This window comes from Roseovarius dicentrarchi (assembly GCF_003316635.1).
Lineage (GTDB): Bacteria > Pseudomonadota > Alphaproteobacteria > Rhodobacterales > Rhodobacteraceae > Roseovarius > Roseovarius dicentrarchi.
The window spans coordinates 1-18,590 of sequence record NZ_QNQP01000035.1 but is presented as its reverse complement, the minus strand read 5'-3'; the positions used below and the strand labels follow the sequence as shown (position 1 = coordinate 18,590).

Annotated in this window: 17 protein-coding genes, 2 tRNA genes and 1 pseudogene; 5 read left to right on the top strand and 15 right to left on the bottom strand. The window is 62.7% G+C overall.

The window, feature by feature from the left end; genetic code table 11:
• Positions 1 to 41 precede the first annotated feature (41 nt).
• From DQ230_RS17180 to DQ230_RS15900, 3 genes are all read right to left on the bottom strand, one after another.
• The gene (locus DQ230_RS17180) at positions 42 to 194 is read right to left on the bottom strand and encodes a hypothetical protein (protein ID WP_162497480.1); all 153 of its coding nucleotides are present in this window, start codon (positions 192 to 194) and stop codon (positions 42 to 44) included.
• Positions 195 to 238: 44 nt separating this feature from the next.
• Positions 239 to 835, bottom strand: a complete 597-nt coding sequence (locus DQ230_RS15905) for a hypothetical protein (protein WP_238987567.1) — start codon at positions 833 to 835, stop codon at positions 239 to 241.
• A 155-nt stretch (positions 836 to 990) separates the two neighbouring features.
• Positions 991 to 1,067: transfer RNA gene (locus DQ230_RS15900), tRNA-Arg, on the bottom strand.
• A 116-nt stretch (positions 1,068 to 1,183) separates the two neighbouring features.
• Between DQ230_RS15900 and DQ230_RS15895 the strand changes: the two genes are divergently transcribed.
• A complete protein-coding gene (locus tag DQ230_RS15895; RefSeq protein WP_113913575.1) occupies positions 1,184 to 2,209 on the top strand; it encodes a LacI family DNA-binding transcriptional regulator in 1,026 nt (341 codons plus the stop codon).
• A gap of 11 nt (positions 2,210 to 2,220) precedes the next feature.
• Here DQ230_RS15895 and DQ230_RS15890 read toward each other — a convergent pair whose 3' ends face one another.
• From DQ230_RS15890 to petA, 4 genes are all read right to left on the bottom strand, one after another.
• Positions 2,221 to 2,964 (bottom strand): MauE/DoxX family redox-associated membrane protein, encoded by a 744-nt coding sequence (locus DQ230_RS15890; RefSeq protein WP_203228107.1) that lies wholly within the window; start codon positions 2,962 to 2,964, stop codon positions 2,221 to 2,223.
• A 135-nt stretch (positions 2,965 to 3,099) separates the two neighbouring features.
• Positions 3,100 to 3,963: a cytochrome c1 gene (locus DQ230_RS15885; protein ID WP_238987566.1), complete on the bottom strand. Its 864-nt coding sequence runs from the start codon at positions 3,961 to 3,963 to the stop codon at positions 3,100 to 3,102.
• A gap of 19 nt (positions 3,964 to 3,982) precedes the next feature.
• A complete protein-coding gene (gene petB / locus DQ230_RS15880) occupies positions 3,983 to 5,326 on the bottom strand; it encodes a cytochrome b (RefSeq protein WP_113913573.1) in 1,344 nt (447 codons plus the stop codon).
• Between the two features lie 13 nt (positions 5,327 to 5,339).
• Positions 5,340 to 5,924: a ubiquinol-cytochrome c reductase iron-sulfur subunit gene (gene petA / locus DQ230_RS15875; RefSeq protein ID WP_113913572.1), complete on the bottom strand. Its 585-nt coding sequence runs from the start codon at positions 5,922 to 5,924 to the stop codon at positions 5,340 to 5,342.
• A 221-nt stretch (positions 5,925 to 6,145) separates the two neighbouring features.
• Between petA and DQ230_RS15870 the strand changes: the two genes are divergently transcribed.
• A complete protein-coding gene (locus DQ230_RS15870) occupies positions 6,146 to 6,826 on the top strand; it encodes an outer membrane protein (protein ID WP_113913577.1) in 681 nt (226 codons plus the stop codon).
• Between the two features lie 95 nt (positions 6,827 to 6,921).
• On the opposite strand, the gene mtaB is transcribed toward DQ230_RS15870, so the two are convergent.
• Together mtaB and dapF are read right to left on the bottom strand one after the other, a co-directional pair.
• The gene (gene mtaB / locus DQ230_RS15865) at positions 6,922 to 8,172 is read right to left on the bottom strand and encodes a tRNA (N(6)-L-threonylcarbamoyladenosine(37)-C(2))-methylthiotransferase MtaB (protein WP_113913571.1); all 1,251 of its coding nucleotides are present in this window, start codon (positions 8,170 to 8,172) and stop codon (positions 6,922 to 6,924) included.
• Positions 8,169 to 9,002 (bottom strand): diaminopimelate epimerase, encoded by an 834-nt coding sequence (gene dapF, locus DQ230_RS15860; RefSeq protein WP_238987565.1) that lies wholly within the window; start codon positions 9,000 to 9,002, stop codon positions 8,169 to 8,171. Before dapF ends, mtaB begins: the two co-directional genes overlap by 4 nt.
• Positions 9,003 to 9,111: 109 nt before the next feature.
• On the opposite strand from dapF, the gene DQ230_RS15855 reads away from it, so the two are divergent.
• Both DQ230_RS15855 and DQ230_RS15850 read left to right on the top strand, forming a co-directional pair.
• Positions 9,112 to 9,187 (top strand) — tRNA-Lys (locus DQ230_RS15855).
• Between the two features lie 216 nt (positions 9,188 to 9,403).
• A pseudogene (locus DQ230_RS15850) lies at positions 9,404 to 9,610 on the top strand (transposase); the annotation flags it as partial.
• Here DQ230_RS15850 and DQ230_RS17175 read toward each other — a convergent pair.
• The 3 genes from DQ230_RS17175 to DQ230_RS15840 all read right to left on the bottom strand — a co-directional run bounded on the left by DQ230_RS17175 (position 9,522) and on the right by DQ230_RS15840 (position 12,067).
• Positions 9,522 to 9,821, bottom strand: coding sequence for a hypothetical protein (locus DQ230_RS17175; protein WP_162497479.1), 300 nt, complete (start codon positions 9,819 to 9,821; stop codon positions 9,522 to 9,524). The pseudogene DQ230_RS15850 and the gene DQ230_RS17175 overlap by 89 nt on opposite strands.
• Before the next feature lie 119 nt (positions 9,822 to 9,940).
• Positions 9,941 to 10,480 (bottom strand): HdeD family acid-resistance protein, encoded by a 540-nt coding sequence (locus DQ230_RS15845; protein ID WP_113913570.1) that lies wholly within the window; start codon positions 10,478 to 10,480, stop codon positions 9,941 to 9,943.
• 36 nt (positions 10,481 to 10,516) lie between these two features.
• On the bottom strand, positions 10,517 to 12,067 hold the full coding sequence (locus tag DQ230_RS15840) for a phospholipase D family protein (RefSeq protein WP_113913569.1): 1,551 nt from the start codon (positions 12,065 to 12,067) through the stop codon (positions 10,517 to 10,519).
• Positions 12,068 to 12,399: 332 nt separating this feature from the next.
• On the opposite strand from DQ230_RS15840, the gene DQ230_RS15835 reads away from it, so the two are divergent.
• A complete protein-coding gene (locus DQ230_RS15835; protein WP_113913568.1) occupies positions 12,400 to 13,746 on the top strand; it encodes a metal-dependent hydrolase family protein in 1,347 nt (448 codons plus the stop codon).
• 52 nt (positions 13,747 to 13,798) lie between these two features.
• Here DQ230_RS15835 and DQ230_RS15830 read toward each other — a convergent pair whose 3' ends face one another.
• From DQ230_RS15830 to DQ230_RS15820, 3 genes are all read right to left on the bottom strand, one after another.
• The gene (locus DQ230_RS15830) at positions 13,799 to 15,196 is read right to left on the bottom strand and encodes a YbaY family lipoprotein (RefSeq protein ID WP_113913567.1); all 1,398 of its coding nucleotides are present in this window, start codon (positions 15,194 to 15,196) and stop codon (positions 13,799 to 13,801) included.
• An 83-nt stretch (positions 15,197 to 15,279) separates the two neighbouring features.
• Entirely contained in the window at positions 15,280 to 16,626 is a 1,347-nt protein-coding gene (locus DQ230_RS15825) for a mechanosensitive ion channel family protein (RefSeq protein WP_113913566.1), read from the bottom strand.
• 41 nt (positions 16,627 to 16,667) lie between these two features.
• Positions 16,668 to 18,383: a DUF885 domain-containing protein gene (locus tag DQ230_RS15820; RefSeq protein ID WP_162497481.1), complete on the bottom strand. Its 1,716-nt coding sequence runs from the start codon at positions 18,381 to 18,383 to the stop codon at positions 16,668 to 16,670.
• Positions 18,384 to 18,590: the final 207 nt, after the last annotated feature.

The following is an 18,590-nucleotide window of genomic DNA, read 5'->3' as shown; positions in this document are numbered from 1 at the left end:
ACCGAAACTATCCGAACCGAAACATGATCGCAGGCAGATGATCAGCCGTGCCCGAGCTGTCCGGGAATTACTGAAACGGCTGTCCGGGAATTAGCGTAATCGCTGTCCGGTATTTTTGAAATCCGCATCAGCCCGCTTGTCAGTGCGATCCGCACCGCATCAGCGCGAAACTCGTCCGTTCGTTTCAGTCCCATAGTTCGTCTCCTTTGCTGCAATAAATGCTATCAAAGGAGCGGCATCAAACCGCGACACGTCCATTTACGGCCTGCAACAGGTCCTCGACCTCTGTCCCGGCATCCAAGACTTCCCTTATCCGCCCGAGACACTCAGCCTTCCCGCGCAGACGGTCGGACGGATAAGCGGCCAAAATCTTCTCTGCCTCTTCATCCTCCGCCGCCACGCGCTCGCGCGTAGAAGGTTTATGGATGGTTTTAGGGTGGTTTGGGGGCCGTGGTGGCCCCGGTACCCCGGCCACAGTGGCCCCGGTACCGGGGCCAATCTGGACGGGGTCCACAGTGGCCCCCGTCTCAATCTCGGGCTCAGCCGTCAGTTCCAGCGCCTCGATCCGGGTGAGATCGATCCGGTAGACAACCGTGAATCCGTTTTTGCATCCGCGCGCGCCGGTCTCAACCAGGATGCCTTCCTTCAAGAAGTCCCGGATCGTCCGCTTGACCGTCGTCTCGCCCAACTCTGTGTGTCGCTGGATCGTTCCTTTCGAACACCAGATGCCGGAGCCATCGTCAGACGCCTTGTCCGCCAAGAACATGATGATCTGCTTACGCGTGGCGCTCCCGAATTTCCGCTCCGCACACGCATTCGCCACCCGCCAGCTCATCGGATGGCCCCAAAAGCCGCACGGACGTGCGAATTTTGTACAGGTTTTGTACGAGATTTTGGTTGTTTTCGGGGACTTCTGCGGAAAACGAAACGGGCGTTTCTGCACGCTTCTGCACAACGCCTTGCAAATAAGCCATATTTTTCAGTTAGTTTTGGTGACCCCGATTGGATTCGAACCAATAACCTGCCCCTTAGGAGGGGGCTGCTCTATCCAGTTGAGCCACGGGGCCACGGGCGATTGCATAGCGCGGTGGGCGGCGCTTGTCATCCGGAATACGCATCTTTCACGGCGCTTGATCCGGCGACAATGTTCGCGGTAACATCGCGAAAATTAGCAGGATCTGCCATGACATCCAACAGTGACCGCCCCCTGACCTTGCGCGATGTGTCCGAAGCATCCGGCGTATCGGAAATGACCGTGAGCCGCGTGCTTAGAAACCGGGGCGATGTGTCCGAAGCCACGCGCGAGAAGGTTCTGACCAGTGCAAAGGCACTGGGATATGTGCCGAACAAGATTGCAGGCGCGTTGGCGTCGAGCCGGGTCAATCTGGTGGCTGTCATCATCCCGTCGATGTCGAACATGGTTTTTCCCGAGGTGATGACCGGAATCAACGAGGTTCTGGAGCAGACCGATTTGCAGCCGGTCATGGGCCTGACCGACTATACCCGCGAAAAAGAGGAAAAGGTCCTCTACGAGATGCTGTCGTGGCGTCCGTCGGGCGTGATCATTGCGGGGCTTGAGCATTCCGATGCCTCCCGCGCGATGCTGCGCGCATCGGGAATCCCCGTGGTTGAAATCATGGATGTGGATGGCACCCCGGTTGATTCGGTCGTCGGAATTTCGCATCGCCGCGCCGGAGAGCAGATGGGGCGCGCCATCCTCAAGGGCGGATATCGACGCATCGGATTCATGGGCACAACCATGCCCCGCGACCATCGCGCCCGCAAACGGTATGAAGGGCTGACCGATGTTTTGGCCAAGGCCGGTGTCGAAATTGCCGAGCGGGAGTTTTATTCCGGCGGCTCGGCGTTGCTCAAGGGGCGCGAAATGACCCAAGCGCTGCTGGAGCGTGACCCGGAACTGGATTTTCTGTATTATTCCAATGACATGATCGGGGCCGGCGGCCTGTTGTGGTTGCTGGAGCATGGCTATGACATTCCCAACCAGATCGGACTTGCCGGGTTTAACGGCCTTAACATGCTGAAGGGTCTTCCGCGCGAACTGGCGACGATGGATGCCTGTCGGCATGAGATCGGCGTGCGCGCGGCGCAGATAATTGCGGATCGCGCGCAGCCGGACGCGGACCAATCGCCGGTTCACATCGCGCTGGAGCCGACGATCACCTATGGGGACACCCTGCGCAGGCCATGAGCCGGGCTGCCTCAGGTCAGCAGCATCCAGAAGCCCATGCCCAGCATCATCAGGTTTTCGGTCAGTGATACAAACCCGAGCGGCACGTTACTGTTTCCCCCGGCGCAGGCGCATTTCAGCTCTCGCTTGTCCACGTAGACGGCTTTGAACACAGATATTGCGCCGATGCCGCCAATGAAAATCGCGACGGGCGAGGCGATCCAGATCAGCGCGCCCGAGAGCATCAGAACCCCGGCCAGCGCCTCGCCGAATGGATAGAGATAGGCGTAGCGCACCCAGCGCTTGGCCAGCAGGTCGTAATTCAGGAACATCGTTGAAAAGCTTTCGACGTCCTGAAGCTTCTGAATGGCCAGCACCGTCATGGACAACGCGATGAACCATTCGAACGTGCGCACAGTCAAAACGGTGCCGAATGCCGCCCATGCCAGCGCCAGCGCCATCAGCGCGGTGGTGGCGAAAATCGCGATGATCGGCATGTAGCTGGTTTCGCCCTCTTCGCGGACGTTCTGCCCAAAGTAGCGGCGCAGGTCATCGTGGCCACCAATCCGTTCGTCGCCGATATAGGTTTGCGGCGTTGTATCGACGCCCGCCTTTTCCATATAGGCATCGGTTTCCTCGCGGGACTCAAGAAGGTGGTCTTCGACCTCAAACCCTTCGCGTTCGAGCAGAGCCTTGGATTTCAGGCCAAAAGGGCAAAGGTGGCCGGGCATGGCCATCCTGTACAGTTTCGCGGTCTTTTTATCTGTGTCGGGCATCGCTCCATCCTTTGGTTTTACAAGGCGACAACGACCCTCCAGCGCGGGAAAGTTCCGAAAACCGCACAAATCAACGAAAAACCCCCGCCTGCCAGGGGCAAGCGGGGGGGTCAACGGTTGCGTATCGCGCGGCTTTTAGTGCTTGCGCTTCTTGCCTTTGATCGGCGCCCAGAGACGCTTGTTCGTCAGATACAAGAGCACGGACAGCACGGTCAGGAACAACACGCCGGTCAGGCCGGCATATTTGCGGGCCATCAGCTTGGGCTCGGCCGTCCACATCAGGAATGCAGCGACGTCCTTGGACTGCTGCGCCATGGTGGCTGCTGTGCCGTCGTCATATTCGACATCATCACCCCAGATGGGCTGCGCCATCGCAATCCAGCTGCCCGGTGTCGTGTGCTTGCCGTTCTCGTCCTTGCACTCGTCCGGGTATCCACCCACGGAGAAAACCGCGTTGTAGCTGCCCTCGAAATCCTCGGGCGCGCATTCTGGCGGATCTTCGTAGGACATCAGCAGGTTGTAGATATACTCCGGCCCGCCGATCCCCTTGACCAGCTGGTTGATGCCGGTGCCGTAGGGGCCATGGAAGGCCGCCCGCTTTTTCGCCATCAGCGACAGGTCCGGCGCCGTCTCCAGCCCCGACATGGGGAAATGGTCGGACGGCTTTGCCTCGCGGTAGTCGTCGATTTCCGCATCAAAGATTTCGAACTGCGACGCATAGGCGCGCACCTGATCCTCGGGCAACTGCGGGCCGCCGTCGTCATGCAGGGTGCGCAGCGGCACGTATTGCAGGCCGTGGCAGGCCGAGCAAACCTGCGTATAGACCTTCAGACCGCGCTGAAGCTGAAGCGTGTCGAACTTGCCAAACGGACCCTCGAAGGAAAAATCGACATCCTCCATGTGCGCCGCGGCACCGGCGGCATGTGCCGCCCCGCCCGAGAACGCAGCCAGCGAGAGGGTTACGGCGACGGCCAGAGGCGCGCCAATTTTACTGAACATTGGTTTCATGTCCTCTCTCTCATTCGGCTGGTTTGACGATGGTGTGCGTGCCACCGGTCTGCGCGTCGTAATGCGCGTTGAAATCGTCCTCGATCGTGGCGGGCTGCGGCAGCGGTTTCTCGATCACGCCCAGAAGCGGCAGGATGACCAGGAAATATGCGAACCAGTAGGCCGAGGCGATCAGCGAGATGATGCTGTAGATCCCTTCGGCCGGCATCGCACCTGCCCACATCAGAACCATGAAGTCCAATGCCAGCAGGGCGAACCACCACTTGAACATCGGGCGGTAACGGCCCGAGCGGACGCTGGACGTATCCAGCCACGGCGCCAGCGCCATGACAGCAATCGCACCGAACATCGCCAGCACGCCAAAGAACTTGGCGTCGACAATGCCGCCGGTGATCCAGCTGGCCGCCATCACGACCCAGACGTCACCGGTGAAGGCGCGCAGGATGGCGTAGAACGGCAGGAAGTACCATTCAGGCACGATATGCGCAGGCGTCACAAGCGAGTTTGCTTCGATGTAGTTGTCGGGGTGACCCAGATAGTTGGGCATGAAGCCGACAATGGCAAAGAACACGATCAGGATCACGGCCAGCGCGAAGAGGTCCTTCATCACGAAGTAGGGCCAGAACGGGACGGTGTCCTTTTCCGCTTCGGCCTTGGACGTGCGGCGCACTTCGACGCCGGTCGGGTTGTTGTTGCCCGTGGTGTGGAAGGCCCAGATATGGACTGCAACCAGCGCCGCGATGATGAACGGCAGCAGGTAGTGCAGGCTGAAGAAACGGTTCAGCGTGGCGTTGTCCACAGCCGGTCCGCCCAGCAGCCAAGTCTGGATCGGCTCGCCAATGAAGGGAATCGCGCCAAACAGGCCGGTGATCACGGTCGCACCCCAGAAGGACATCTGGCCCCATGGCAGAACGTACCCCATGAAGGCGGTGCCCATCATCATCAGATAGATCAGCATGCCGATGATCCACGTAATCTCGCGCGGGGCCTTGTACGATCCGTAGTAGAGGCCGCGGAAGATGTGCAGATAAACAGCGACAAAGAACAGCGAGGCGCCGTTCATGTGCAGGTAGCGGATGAAATGCCCGCCATTCACGTTGCGCATGATATGTTCGACCGACGCAAATGCGTAATCGACATGCGGCGTGTAATGCATGACCAGCACGATGCCGGTAATGATCTGCAGCGCAAGGCAGAATGTCAGGATAATGCCCCAGATCCACATCCAGTTGAGGTTCTTGGGCGTCGGAAGCATCAATGTGTCATACATCAGCCCGACAACGGGCAAGCGGCTGTGAAGCCACTTTGCGCCCCGGCTGCCGGGTTCGTAATGATCGTGCGGAATACCAGCCATCTATTTTGTGTCCTTATCCCAGTTTGATCGTTGTTTCGTCGACGAATTCGGCAACGGGAATCCACAGATTCTCGGGCGCGGGTCCTTTGCGGATGCGTCCGGCGGTGTCGTAATGCGAGCCGTGGCAGGGGCAGAACCATCCGCCGTAATCGCCGGCACCGTCACCGATGGGAACGCAGCCCAGATGGGTGCAGACGCCGATCATAACCAGCCATTCCTCGGCCGCGTCGCCCTCGGCGCCGGGCATCGCGATGGTGCGGTTTGCGTCGGTCGCGTCCTGCACGCCGTCCAGATTGGGGTTCTGCGACGTGGGGTCGATCAGATCCTTCATGTCGACATTGCGCGCGGATTCGATCTCGGCCTGGCTGCGGCGGCGGACAAAAACGGGCTTGCCCAGATATTTGACCGTGATCTGCGTGCCAACGCTGACATCGGACACATCCACCCGGATCGAGCTGAGCGCCTGAACGTCTGCCGACGGGTTCATCTGGTTGACCAGTGGCCATACGGCCGCGCCGGTCGCAACAACACCAGCGCCAGCGGTGGCATAATAGAGGAAGTCCCTCCGGGTGCCTTCGTGATCGTCTGCGTGGGACACGAGGTTTACTCCATTCTCGGGGGCCCAGAAACAGACCCGTTCGGTTTTTCCGGGCCGCAATATCCATTCGGCCTCAACGATGCGGGTTTTAGCGAGGGTTTGGCATCGCGTCCAGTGTGCAATGCCCATGTTTGCCCGGTCGCGCGGTTGTGTCGCGCTTGAGACAGCCGGGCGCCCGGTGTATGGATGCGCAAATATTGCTCCATCAGAAAGCGCCCGAAATGCTTAAAGTTTCCCTTACCGCTGCCGCTGCCGCCCTGCTGCTGGCCTCCCCCGCCGCCGCCGAGTTCGAGTTGAGCCTTTATCTGGGCACCCAGACCGCCAGCGACAGCGACGCGTCCGGCTTCCGGCCCAACGGCGGCGGGTCGTTTGATCGCAATGTCAGCTGGGAGGGGAAGTCGTTTGACGCGCCCATCTATTACGGTGGCCGCGCGATGTGGTGGACGGCTAATAATCTGGGTTTCGGCATCGAGGGCACCCACACCAAGGCATATGCCAGCACCGCCGACATGAGCGCCATGGGTTTTGACCGGTTGGAATTCACGGACGGGCACAACATCATCACGGCCAACGTGATGAAGCGCTTCCCCGGCGCCTTTGCCGGCAGCAATTTCACTCCGTATGGCGGCGCGGGTATCGGTGTGGCCATTCCGCATGTCGATATTCTGGCCACCGGCGCCACGAACCGCACCTATGACTACGAGATGACCGGGCTTGCCCTGCGCGGCATCGCCGGCATGAAATACGCGCTGACCGATAACTGGGCCGTGTTCGGCGAATATCAGATCACATGGTCCGATAATGACGTGACCATCGACGGCGATCCCGGCGGAGCGAACGGCAAGCTGCGCACCGAACTGGTGACACATGCGGTCAACATCGGCGTCAGCTACAGCTTCTGATCGGCTACGTTGCGCGTGATGGCATATAGCCCGGCCTGTTCAGGCCGGGTTTTTTTGTGGGGTGCTGCCTGAGCGTCGGCATCTGCTTCAAGGTGTCACGCTGCCGTCAGCCGGACGCCGCGCGCGCCGGTGATATGCGCCGCGACAATCTGCCCCTCGGGCTGGGCCGTGGCAAAATCCACCTCGGTAAACTGCTCGGTCCGGCCCATCAGCGGATTCTCCATCAGCACCGCATGATCGCGCCCCACCTGCCCCGCCAGATGCCGCGCCACCTGCGCGTCACCCGCCGCGCGCAGCCGCGCCGCCCGCGCCTTGATCGCCGTGCCATTCACCTGCGGCATGCGCGCGGCAGGCGTGCCGGGGCGCGGCGAGTAGGGAAATACATGCAGCCATGTCAGATCGCACTCGGCCACCAGCGCGAGGGAGTTTTCAAAATGCGCCTCCGTCTCGGTCGGGAAGCCGGCGATGATATCGGCGCCAAAGGTCATGTCCGGGCGCAGGCGGCGCGCCTCTTGGGTAAATGCAATCGCGTCGTCGCGCAGATGGCGCCGCTTCATCCGTTTGAGAATCAGATCATCGCCATGTTGCAGGCTCAGATGCAGATGCGGCATCAGGCGCGGTTCGGTCGCGATCGCCTGCATCAGGTTCTCGTCCACCTCGATCGAATCGATCGAGCTGATTCGCAGGCGCGGCAGATCCGGCACCAGCCGCAGGATGCGCATCACCAGATCGCCCAGCTTTGGCAGGCCGGGCAGATCGGCGCCCCAGCTGGTCAGGTCAACGCCGGTCAGCACCACCTCGTTATAGCCGCGCTGCACCAGCCGCTTGATCTGGTCCACCACGACACCCGCAGGCACCGACCGCGAATTGCCCCGGCCATAAGGGATAATGCAAAATGTGCAGCGATGATCGCAGCCGTTCTGCACCTGCACATAGGCGCGGCTGCGCGTGCCGAACCCGTCGATCAGATGCCCGGCCGTTTCGGTGACGGACATGATGTCATCGACCTGCACCGGCTCGGTCCCGAAATTGCCCGCAAGGCCCGCCCATGTACCTGCCTGCATCTTTTCGGTGTTGCCGATGACGGCATCGACCTCGGGCATCGCGGAAAACGTGGCCGGTTCGGTCTGCGCGGCGCAGCCGGTGACGATGATTCGCGCATCCGGGTTGTCGCGGCGCAGGCGGCGGATATCCTGCCGCGCCTTGCGCACCGCCTCGGACGTGACGGCGCAGGTGTTGATCACCACGGCGCCCTCCAGCCCGGCCTTTGCGGCCAGTTCCTTCATCGCCTCGGTCTCGTAGGCGTTCAGGCGGCAGCCGTGGTTGGAGAAGATCGGCGCGCTCATTGCAGGCCCTCCAGAAATTGCGGCGTCAGGGTGCCGCTGGCCACATGCATCGTCGGGCCGGTCATCCAGACCCCATCATCCCGCCAGTCGATCATCAGGGTGCCGCCGTCCAGATCCATCCGCACCGCGCGCCCTGTCAGCCCGCGCCGCGCCGCCGCAACGGCAACAGCGCAGGAGGACGACCCCGACGCCAGTGTAAGCCCGGCGCCCCGCTCCCACACGCGCATGCGGATGTGGTTGGGGCCGATGATGCTGGCCACCTGCACATTGGTGCGCTCGGGAAACAGGGGATGCGTTTCGTAGCGCGGGCCGAATTTCTCCAGCGGAATCGCCTCGGCGTCGGGGACAAAGAAACTGCAATGCGGGTTGCCCATGCCGGTGGCCACCGGCCCGCCCTCGATGGGCAATTCCAGCGTATCCATCGCCTCGGCCAGCGGAATATCGCGCCATTCCAGCTGCGGCGCGCCCATGTTCACGGCCGTCATGCCACCGCCTGCATCGCGCGCAAACAGATCCCCGCGCGACGTGGTCAAGTGCAGCGCATCGTTGCCGCCTTCGTCCATAAGATAGCGCGCGATGCAGCGGGTGACATTTCCGCACGCGCCCGCGATGCTGCCATCGGTATTCCAAAAGGTCAAATGCGCATCCGCATCCCCGCGCGTGATGACCGCCAGTTGATCAAATCCGATCCCGCGCCGCCGGTCGCCCAGCGCCTGCGCAAACGCTGCTGTCATCGCCAAATCGCGCGCGCGCGCGTCGAAAACGACAAAATCGTTCCCCAGCCCATGCATCTTCATAAAGGGCAGTGAATGTTGCGTCTGCAGATCCATGTGGCGGCGTATAAACCCCCGCCTGAAATGAATCCAGAGATTGCGCGCGATTAGGTGCAGAATGGGGGTTGACCGCCGGCCCGTGTGTTTCTAGTTAGGCCCCATTAGTGGGCCGGTAGCTCAGTTGGTAGAGCAACTGACTTTTAATCAGTAGGTCCCGGGTTCGGATCCCGGCCGGCTCACCATAATATCAGCACCAGCGTAATCAGTCAGACACATCGGACTTTGGCGTCACAATTTTGTCTTTTTCGGTCAACGTTTGTCCTTTCGGCATTTCTCGGTTCTGAGCGAAGGCAGGGGCCAATTTTCATTGGACGACAAGTGAGCCGACCTACAGCGGGGTCCGATTGATTTTCCATGGGCCGCACGAGTCACCGCTGCAAAAAAAATGAGCGGTGAGCATGTCGGGTCTTTTGCGTTTGGGCAACACCCGGATGGCGCATCCTGGGTTCCACTTTCCCAAGTCGCATGGCAAAGCTCGCGTTGATGATCGGCGTGTTTCAAGTGGGATGATCTTCATCAACCGCAATGGTGTGCCATGGCGCGATGCACCAGGTGCATACGGGCCACACAGGACACCCTACGACCGCTGGAAGCGGCGGAGTGATAAGGCATCAGAAACAGCGGATTGTTGCGCAATGGCCGCGAGAACCACAGTTTCGCGGCCCCCGATACCAGCAGCAGAAGGCCGAGCAGGTTGCAAAGCAGCGACCCTTCGGCGAAAGAGCCGAACAGCAGAAGCAGACCCATGACCAGCGCCGCGACAGCACCGATGCCGGTCGACCGCCATGCGGAATACCCCTGCAATACCCCGGTCACGACGAGCGCCCATCCAGCCAGCGTCGCGGCGGCGATTCATGCGCGCAGCGGGTTGAACAACGCCGAGATTCCCGCGATCACCGACACGACACCGACAAGGATGCATGACATCGAATTCCTCATGATATCGTGCCCGTATCGATGGGGGCATCGGCCTTGCGCGCCAGTGAGAGCACGATCAGCGATACCCCGTTCGAGATAAGTTCGACTGCCAAAAGCACCCCGAGGGCGACCATGGCCGAGAACGGCCAACTCAGTAGGATCATTCCGCCAAGGGCGAGTGAAATCAACGCCGATAGAACCATGACCAGTCGAACCCTGCCGTTTTCCGTTGCGAACGCCAGCAGCATCCGAAAACAACCCGCGACCAGCAGCAGGATCCCGACGATCAGCGTCAGCGAGAAGGTTCCCTGAAATGGGTTTCCGATCAGGTTCACGCCGAGGATGAGCAGGATCAGGCCCAGAACGACCGCCATGAGCCGCGCCCCCCAGCCCTTGTCGGAAAACGCCGAGATGACGGTCAGCGCCCCGATCAGCGCGAACATCCATCCGGCGATCACCGTCGCCGTCAACGTGGCGGCGACCGGATTGGCCAGCGCGAAGACGCCGCCGAGCAGCGACAATATCCCGGCGATCAGCCACAGGAGCCAGTTGTTCATCACGACATTCCTTTTCTCAACAGATCAGTGTTGCGTTCACAGAAGCCATTCCACCGGCAGCACACCGATGACGACCAGCGCGATCTGCTGGAACCAGGTCGCTTCGGGTTCTTCCTGATAGACGATCATCCTACCGTCGGGCGCGCGTTCGCGCCAGATCATCTTGGCTTCCGGGGTAAGGTCCGGGCGATAGCTGATTTCCTCAAGCTGCGTGTCGAAGCTGTCACCGATCTGGTGCGCCATCGTCGGACTGTCGATCAGGAAACCCATTTCGCAGTTCAGCGTGGCCGAACGCGGGTCGAAATTGAACGAGCCGATAAAGATGCGCTGATTGTCGATCGAGAAGGTCTTGGCGTGCAGGCTGGCGCCCGAAAGACCGAAGGGGTTGATCTGCAACTCCTTTTCGGATTCCATGCTGCCGCGCAGTTTCAGCTCGTAAAGCTCGACGCCGGCCTCCAGCAATTCGCGCCGGTAACGGGAATAGCCTGCGTGGACCATCAGAACGTCGGTGGTATTGAGCGCATTTGTCAGGATTTGCACATCTATGCCCGACCGCGCCAGATCGGTGAACACCTTGGTGCCCTGACGGCCGGGCACGAAATAGGCAGACACGAGGTCGAGACGTGTTTCAATGTCCCCAAGGATGTCGCCCAGCCGCGTGATCATCAGCTGGTCGCGCGTGGCGATCCCCTGCCCCTTGGCCGGATCGTCAGCGACGAGCTGCACATCGGTCCATTCCATGTCCGCCGCGCTCTGGGCATAGCGCGCGGCGCTGTCGCGGAAATCGTCGCGCAGGGTCCGGGCCTCGGGGCTGCCGTGAACCTTTGCCACCCGTGCGTCATAGGCGGCGCGCTTGCCCTCGCCGGGGATGATCGACGCCACGTCGAACACCGACGCGCTGTTCCAGTAGTCGTCGAACACCGCCGCCGTTTCCGGCACGATTTCGCCTGCCGCCAGCACATCCATGTCGACATAGAACGCCTGCTGATCGACTTGGAAATAATTGTCCCCGATATTGCGGCCGCCGATGATCGTCACAGCGCCGTCCACGATGAACGACTTGTTGTGCATCCGGCGATTCATGCGGAAGAAATCAAAGGAATAGCCCAACAGCTTGGGGCGGCGTATCATCGACGGGTTGAACAGGCGGGTTTCGAAATTGTCCTGCGCGTTCAGCGCCGCCATATATCCATCGAGCCCCGGCACGCCATTGTCATCCAGCAGCAGGCGCACCCGCACTCCGCGCGCCGCCGCGCGTTGCAATGCATCCAGAAGCATAATTCCCGAAATGTCATCCTGCCAGATATAGTATTGCGCGTCGATCGAGGCCTGCGCCGCCTCCGCGAGGGACAGCCGGCTGGCAAGCGCATCGCGCCCGTCCAGCAAGGGGATGACCCCCGATTTGCCTGGATGCGCGGCGGCACCTTCAGCCATCAGGCGGCCCAGCAAGGTCGAGTTGTCGGCAGGCAGGGCAGTTGAGACGGGGCGATCCGAGATATCCGGCAGGGAAAAGATCAGCCGCGCGATGACGATCGCAACCGCGACAACGACGAGCAGCGCCGCAAGGGCTTTCAGCAGCCGCCGCATCGGATCTTCATCGACGGTTTGCTTTCGACGATCTGCACGTCCGGACCCCGCGAGTTGCTTTGATCTTCAACTGTCTTCCATTCTGGCAGCGTAACGCGGAAAACACGCCGTGCAAGGTCTTTGCCCGTACAAATGCGGATGGTTCCCGCAATTCGGCGTTCGGCCCGCGATTGTCCGGGATTTGGGCCGGTGAGTTCCCGATCCGGACCGGATAAGGCGCGCTTCACCATTGACCTGAAGGCCGCGGCGCTGCGACCGTTCGATGATGCGTCCGAACAGGCCGGACCCCGGAGGGCGACATCACCCCCACTCCCAATCCAAGGAGAGACCACATGATTTCCATTCGCCACAGCGCCTTGTCACTGGCACTCGGCGCGCTTGTCGCCGGGCCGATATCGGCCCAGCAGCAGGACGCGACCGCAACACTGTTCCAGGATGTCCGCATCTTCGACGGGACGGGGGCGGCACTGTCGGCGCCCTCCAACGTGCTGGTGCGTGGCAACGTGATCGACACCATCTCGACCGACGACATCACGGTTGATGACGGGACGCGCACCATCGACGGCGCGGGCAAGACATTGATGCCGGGGATGATCGACGCACATTCGCATATCACCTTATCGACCATCCCGATCCCGACCATGATGACGGGCGATCCAAACTATATCGCCCTGATCAGCGGGCAGGCCGCCGAGGGGATCCTGATGCGCGGTTTCACCTCGGTGCGCGACCTGGCCGGGCCGACCTTCGGACTCAAGCGCGCCATCGACGAGGGCATCACCCCCGGCCCGCGCATCTGGCCGTCGGGCGCGATGATTTCGCAAACTTCAGGGCATGGCGATTACCGCACGGTCCATGACATTCCGCGCGGTTCCGACGTGTCCCTGCACCATACCGAATTGCAGGGCTTTGCCGCCGTCGCCGACGGCCGCGCCGAGGTGCTGCGCCGGGTGCGCGAGCAACTGATGCGCGGCGCCAGCCAGATCAAGTTGGCGGCAGGCGGCGGGGTCGCGTCGGACTACGATCCGCTGGATGTCAGCCAGTTCACCGAAGACGAATTGCGCGCCGCCGTCGAAGCGGCCGAGGATTGGGGCACCTATGTCACCGTCCATGCCTATACGCCCGACGCGGTGCAGACGGCCATCGAGGCTGGCGTCAAGGTCATTGACCACGGCCAGCTTCTGGACGAGGAAACCGTGAAGATCATGGCCGACAAGGGCATCTGGTGGAGTATGCAGCCCTTCCTCGATGATGAGGATTCGATACCCTTTCCCGAAGGGTCGGCCAACCGCGCCAAGCAGCTGGAGATGACCAACGGCACCGACGCCGCGTATGAGCTGGCCAGGAAACACGGCGTGAATCTGGCCTGGGGCACCGATACGCTGTTCGATCCGAATTTGGCGCCGCGCCAGGGCGCGCAACTGGCCAAGATGGTGCGCTGGTTCGAGCCTGCCCAGGTGCTGAAGATGGCAACCCATGACAACGCGCAGCTTCTGGCGCTCTCGGGCAAGCGCAGCCCCTATAAGGGCGAACTGGGCGTGGTGAAGGAGGGCGCCTTGGCCGATCTGCTGCTGATCGACGGTGATCCGCTGGCGGATATCGACCTGATCGCGGATCCGGCCAACCTGGTCGTGATCATGAAGGATGGGCAGATCTACAAGGACATGCAGGGCGAATGATCGTCCTGCATGTCGGACGGGGGCGCGGGTCGGACCCGCGCCCGTCGCGCGTCTATCGGAAATAGACTGCCGTCATCAGCGCGATCACCTCTCCGGCGTCGTCCTTCAGCGCCAGCGTCTCGCCGCTGATCGCGTAGCCCCTGACCGCGCTCAGCACCTCGCCCAGCTTGCGCTCCATCGTGTCGAGCGGCGGCGGACAGGCCATCAGCGTCGCGGCCCCGACGGCCAGCGTCAGGCTGTCATCGCTCGCCTCATACCCGCCGACCATCTGGTTGCAGCCCATCGTGGCGGCATAACGTGCGTCCTCGCCTTCGGTCAGCAGAAGGTGCGGCTCCCGCGCGTCCTCGACGATTTCGACCGGCGCGCCGCGCAGGCTGTCGATCTTCCAGTAGGTGCCGGTCAGCGCCGCATCGGCGCGCTGACGCTCGCAGGTGATGCCGGGACGGGTACGGATGAAACGGTCCACCACCAGGCTGCGCCGGTCCGGCCCTTCCATCGCGGGGCGCATCAGCAGCGATCCTTCGACATGAACATAGAGCGGCGCGCCGGGGCCTGCGGCCTGCTCCAGATAGGCGCGTTCCAGCGCGAGATAGTCGCCCTCCTGCGCGATGGGATAGCTGCGTTTCGTCGCGCATTCGGTGAAGGTCGCGGCGTCGGCCATGTAGCTCATCATCCCGCCGAGGAACATATCCTCCAGATCGGTTTCGCTCAGGCTGCCGTCGCCGGTCAGTGTGTCGGCAGCCACGTCGCCCTCCGCGTCGATGGCGCGCAGGGTTTGGGTGTCCACGACGCGCCATGTGTCGGGCGCGTCACCCAGACCCCAGAGCTTCAGCGCATTGTCTTCCGGCAGCGCAGACCACAGGCCCAGATCGCTCTGCACAGTGCCATCCTTGCTGCCGCCGATCCATGTGCGCCGCAGGTGGAACGCCTGATCCGGCCACAGGTCCAGATGATGCTCGACCGCCTCGCAATCGGCGCAGGGCAGCCGGCCGGCGAAGCTCGCCGGCAGGGACAGGCCATAGCTCAGCGCGCCCCTATCCTCCAATTCGCCCCGCTCCTGTGCGACGCGGACCATTGTGATCTCGGCGCGGTCGGAGGCGCCTTGGGTCAGCACCGGAACATGCGTGTCCGTCGTGAACATCATCCGCTCTCCGGCAAACAGCGTGCTGCGCACGGCATAGCGATGGGCGGGGTCGATCGCGGCGGGGTCATATGCGATCTCGAACTGATAGGGCGGCATTCCGGCGTCCGCGATCTCGGTCCGGCCCAGCTCGGCTGCGGGGGCGTCGGCGCGCGACACATCCAAAAGCACGCTGACCAGCCGCGCGTCCGGCGGCGGCGCGATCCGCTCGCGATAAATGGCGGTCACCTCGATCACCTGCGCGGCTGCCGTTTGCGACATGATGCCCAGCGCCAGAGCCGCCGCGATCCAAACCAGTATTTTCTGCATTCCGGATACTCCTGTTTTATCCCATGATATACGCGCAGATCGAAACAGCACACCCAGGCGCGGTGATGGGCGGCATCGGCGCGTTATTCGGCCCGCGCAAATGTCTCGGTGGATTTGGGATCGCCCTTGATGCGCATTTCTGTCTGCGGGAAGGGGATGGTCAGGCCGCGCTCGTCAAAGACTTCCTTCACCTGCCGGGTCAGATCCCAGTAGACGTCCCAGTAATCCTCGGCCCGCACCCAGGGGCGCACGATGAAATTGACCGAGCTTGCGCCCAACTCGTTGACGCGGATCAGGGGGGCGGGATCCTTCATCACCTTGGGGTGACTGGCCAGCACCTTTTCCAGCGTTTCCTGCGCCTCTTCGATCGAATCCTCATAGCCGATGCCGAATTCCAGATCGACCCGGCGCGTGTCGGACGCGGTGGTGTTGATGATCACGTCGCCCCAGACCTTGGAGTTGGGGATCACGATAAACTGGTTGTCCGGCGTCGTGACCGTGGTCGACACGACCGACACTTTGCGCACCGTTCCGGCGACCCCGGCGGCGGTGACATAATCGCCCTCGTCAAAGGGCCGGTTGATCATGATCATCAGGCCCGCCGCCAGGTTGCCCAGCGTATCCTGCATGGCAAAGGCGACGATGAAGGACGCCCCGCCCAGCAGCGCGAACAGCGGGGTGACGTTCACCCCCATCGCGACCAGCACGATCATGAGGCCAACAGCGATCACCAGCCAGTAGACGACCATCGCAAGGAAACCTTGCAGCAGGCGCGACAGGTTGGGCACGCGCCCGAACATCCGCCGCGACCAGGCGCGCACGATCCGCGCCACGATGAGCAGCCCCAGAAGGGCGGCCAGCACCACCGCGATCCGGATCGCCAGGTCGATCCCGCCCTCGGGCGAGACGAGCCAGGCGACGATGTTGACGAAAATTTCGCGCGGCTCCAGCGTGGCCGCCTCCTCGACCGAGATGGCCGTCCGGTAGGTTCTGTGCGATTCGACAAGCTCCGGATCACCGCCCTTCGCCTCCAGACTGGTGACCACGGCGCCGTATTTCTCGAATATGGCCTCGCGCCGGTCCAGAAGGGCCTGGCGCGTGGCCAGTTGCGCGTCGCTTGCGGCGGTGTCCGATTGGCGCAGATCGAGGTTGAGCGCGACGATCTCCAAGGTCGCGTCACGGGCGTTGGCCTGCCACGCCTCGGCGAGTGTCGCGAGTTCCCCAGCCGTCAGCGGGACAAGGCGCAGCCGCAGTTCCCCCAGCGGTATCGAAGGGTTATCGAGACCGGCAAGATAGGCCGCCGCGTCGCCGTCGTCGGCGACCGGTGCGCCGGCAGTCTCGACGGAGTCGGTGGTCTGCGCCATCGCCGGAGCGGGCAAGGCGAGGAACAGGGTCAGCAAAAGCATGACGTGCAGCGCAAGGCGGTGCATGGCAGATCTCCGGATGTGTTGGGCAGTTCTCGTAGGGCAGGTCAAAGGCGCGGCAGTTCCCGCGCCAGCCGCGTCAGTCCGAGCGGGCCGAGGGCGAGCGCATCGGCGTGCCACCGCTTGCGGTCGAACGCGGCCCCGGCGCGCGCCCTTGCGGCTTCGCGTCCCTCCAGCCATGTGCGCTCTCCCAGCTTGTAGACCGCGGCCTGGGCAGGCCAGCTCAGGTATCGTTCCACTTCGAGCGCGGCGGCGGAGGTCGGCAGGCCCGAGGCGAGCGCGACCGCCTCGACGGCGCGCGGCACCGTCCAACGCTCGCCTGCACCGGCAAAGCCGGTGGGGATGACGCGGCCCGTGTGCAGGCCGATGTCGACCACCACGCGCGCGGCGCGGAACGCTTGCATCGCCAGGAATCCCAGACGCGTCGCGGGGGTGTCGTACCAGCCGAGTTCATCCATCAGCCGCTCTGCATAAAGCGCCCAGCCCTCGGCATGACCGGCCGAGGCGCCGACACGCTGCACGCGCGTCAGGTCCAGCAGGCGCGATGCGCCCAGTTGCAGGTGATGGCCCGGCACGCTTTCGTGAAACACGGTGGTGGCGGCGCTCCAGGTGGGCAGGCGCGTCTGGCCGAGAGTGGGCCAGACGACGCCCGCCGGGGTTGCGAAATCCTCGGGCGGGGCAAGGTAGTAGGGCATCGCCCCCGCGCCCTGTTCCGCCATCTGCACCACGCAGGTCTGCAACGGCGGCGAGATAAAGAACTCCGTTTGGCCAAGCTCGGCGATCGCCTTGTCGACAAGGGCCTGCGCCCACGCGCGGAAATTGTCGACGCCCTCGATGGTGTGTTCGGGGTCGGCGTCGAGCGCGGCGCGCACCTCCGCCAGCGACGCGCCGGGGCTAATTCGGTGCGCCTCGCGCTCCTGCTCGGTCACGAGGCGAGTATATTCCCCGGTCGCCCACTCATAGGCTGCGTCCAGGTCCAGATCCTGAAGTCCAAGCCAGATATCCGCCTGGATAGCATAGCGTTCGGCCCCAATCCCGTCGCCCTCGGTCGCATGGGGCGCGTAGGTTTCGCGCAGCCAGAGGCCGGTTTCGCCATAGGCGCGGTTGGCGGCCTGCGCCGCACGGTCCAGCCGTTCGCGCAGCGGACCGTCGCCGTAGCCCGCCACGTAGGACACGAACCAGCCCGCATCGGCCCAGCCCCGGCATTGATCCGCCACTGCCAACGTCATCCGGCGCGAGGCCGGCAGGCCCGCGTCAAGCCCTGCCCGAAGGCTCTGCACGTAGCCCGCCATCGCGCCCGGCACCGCCTCCATGCGTTCGGCGATACGGCCCCAGTCGCTGTCGATTTCAGTGCGGTCCACCGGGATCTCGCCGTGGGTGTGTCGCTCCATCAGGTCGAAGGAGGACAACAGCATCGCGGGCGGGCCGGTGAAGATATGGGTCGACATACGGCGCAGATGCTCACCCGCCTCATGTCCCTTCAAGACCGCGACACAGTTGTCGCGCAGAAAGCCCGCCGCGATCTCTTCCTTGCGGTCGATCGCGGGTGTCGCGTCGAGCTGCGCGACGGTCTCGCGCAATAGATCCGCCGTCCGCTCGGCCCCCTCGACCGACCAGTCGGTGACGTCGCCACCATTGCGTCCGACGCCCATCACGCGCCCTGAGAGGATTGGACTGACCTTGGCGAAGCGATCAACAAAGGCGTTGCAAATCTCGGTCACGCCGGGCGTCTGGCCGAGCGCCGATGTCGCGAGCAGCGGCATCAGCGCAGCCGCCGCCCCGGACCCGAGCAGGCCGCGGCGTGTCAGGCCGCAGGCAGGCGGATGGCTTTGCTCATGCATCTCTGTTGATTGTCATTGAGAACTGACCCGGCATTTTCATCGAGATCTGACCCACCCAGTCGTTATGATCTGCTGATTATGATGGCGTCAATGCTGTTGCCTCCTTTCGCTTTTTCTTCGCTGTTTCGG

Excerpts from the sequence above, each read along its gene's own strand:
- DQ230_RS17180 (WP_162497480.1), bottom strand. The coding sequence starts at position 194 with ATGGGACTGAAACGAACGGACGAGTTTCGCGCTGATGCGGTGCGGATC.
- DQ230_RS15835 (WP_113913568.1), top strand. The coding sequence starts at position 12,400 with ATGATTTCCATTCGCCACAGCGCCTTGTCACTGGCACTCGGCGCGCTT.
- DQ230_RS15825 (WP_113913566.1), bottom strand. The coding sequence starts at position 16,626 with ATGCACCGCCTTGCGCTGCACGTCATGCTTTTGCTGACCCTGTTCCTC.
- DQ230_RS15845 (WP_113913570.1), bottom strand. The coding sequence starts at position 10,480 with ATGAACAACTGGCTCCTGTGGCTGATCGCCGGGATATTGTCGCTGCTC.
- dapF (WP_238987565.1), bottom strand. The coding sequence starts at position 9,002 with ATGGATCTGCAGACGCAACATTCACTGCCCTTTATGAAGATGCATGGG.
- DQ230_RS15895 (WP_113913575.1), top strand. The coding sequence starts at position 1,184 with ATGACATCCAACAGTGACCGCCCCCTGACCTTGCGCGATGTGTCCGAA.
- DQ230_RS15820 (WP_162497481.1), bottom strand. The coding sequence starts at position 18,383 with ATGCCGCTGCTCGCGACATCGGCGCTCGGCCAGACGCCCGGCGTGACC.
- DQ230_RS15890 (WP_203228107.1), bottom strand. The coding sequence starts at position 2,964 with ATGCCCGACACAGATAAAAAGACCGCGAAACTGTACAGGATGGCCATG.
- DQ230_RS15870 (WP_113913577.1), top strand. The coding sequence starts at position 6,146 with ATGCTTAAAGTTTCCCTTACCGCTGCCGCTGCCGCCCTGCTGCTGGCC.
- DQ230_RS15885 (WP_238987566.1), bottom strand. The coding sequence starts at position 3,963 with ATGTTCAGTAAAATTGGCGCGCCTCTGGCCGTCGCCGTAACCCTCTCG.
- DQ230_RS15840 (WP_113913569.1), bottom strand. The coding sequence starts at position 12,067 with ATGCGGCGGCTGCTGAAAGCCCTTGCGGCGCTGCTCGTCGTTGTCGCG.
- DQ230_RS15905 (WP_238987567.1), bottom strand. The coding sequence starts at position 835 with ATGAGCTGGCGGGTGGCGAATGCGTGTGCGGAGCGGAAATTCGGGAGC.
- DQ230_RS15830 (WP_113913567.1), bottom strand. The coding sequence starts at position 15,196 with ATGCAGAAAATACTGGTTTGGATCGCGGCGGCTCTGGCGCTGGGCATC.
- mtaB (WP_113913571.1), bottom strand. The coding sequence starts at position 8,172 with ATGAGCGCGCCGATCTTCTCCAACCACGGCTGCCGCCTGAACGCCTAC.
- petB (WP_113913573.1), bottom strand. The coding sequence starts at position 5,326 with ATGGCTGGTATTCCGCACGATCATTACGAACCCGGCAGCCGGGGCGCA.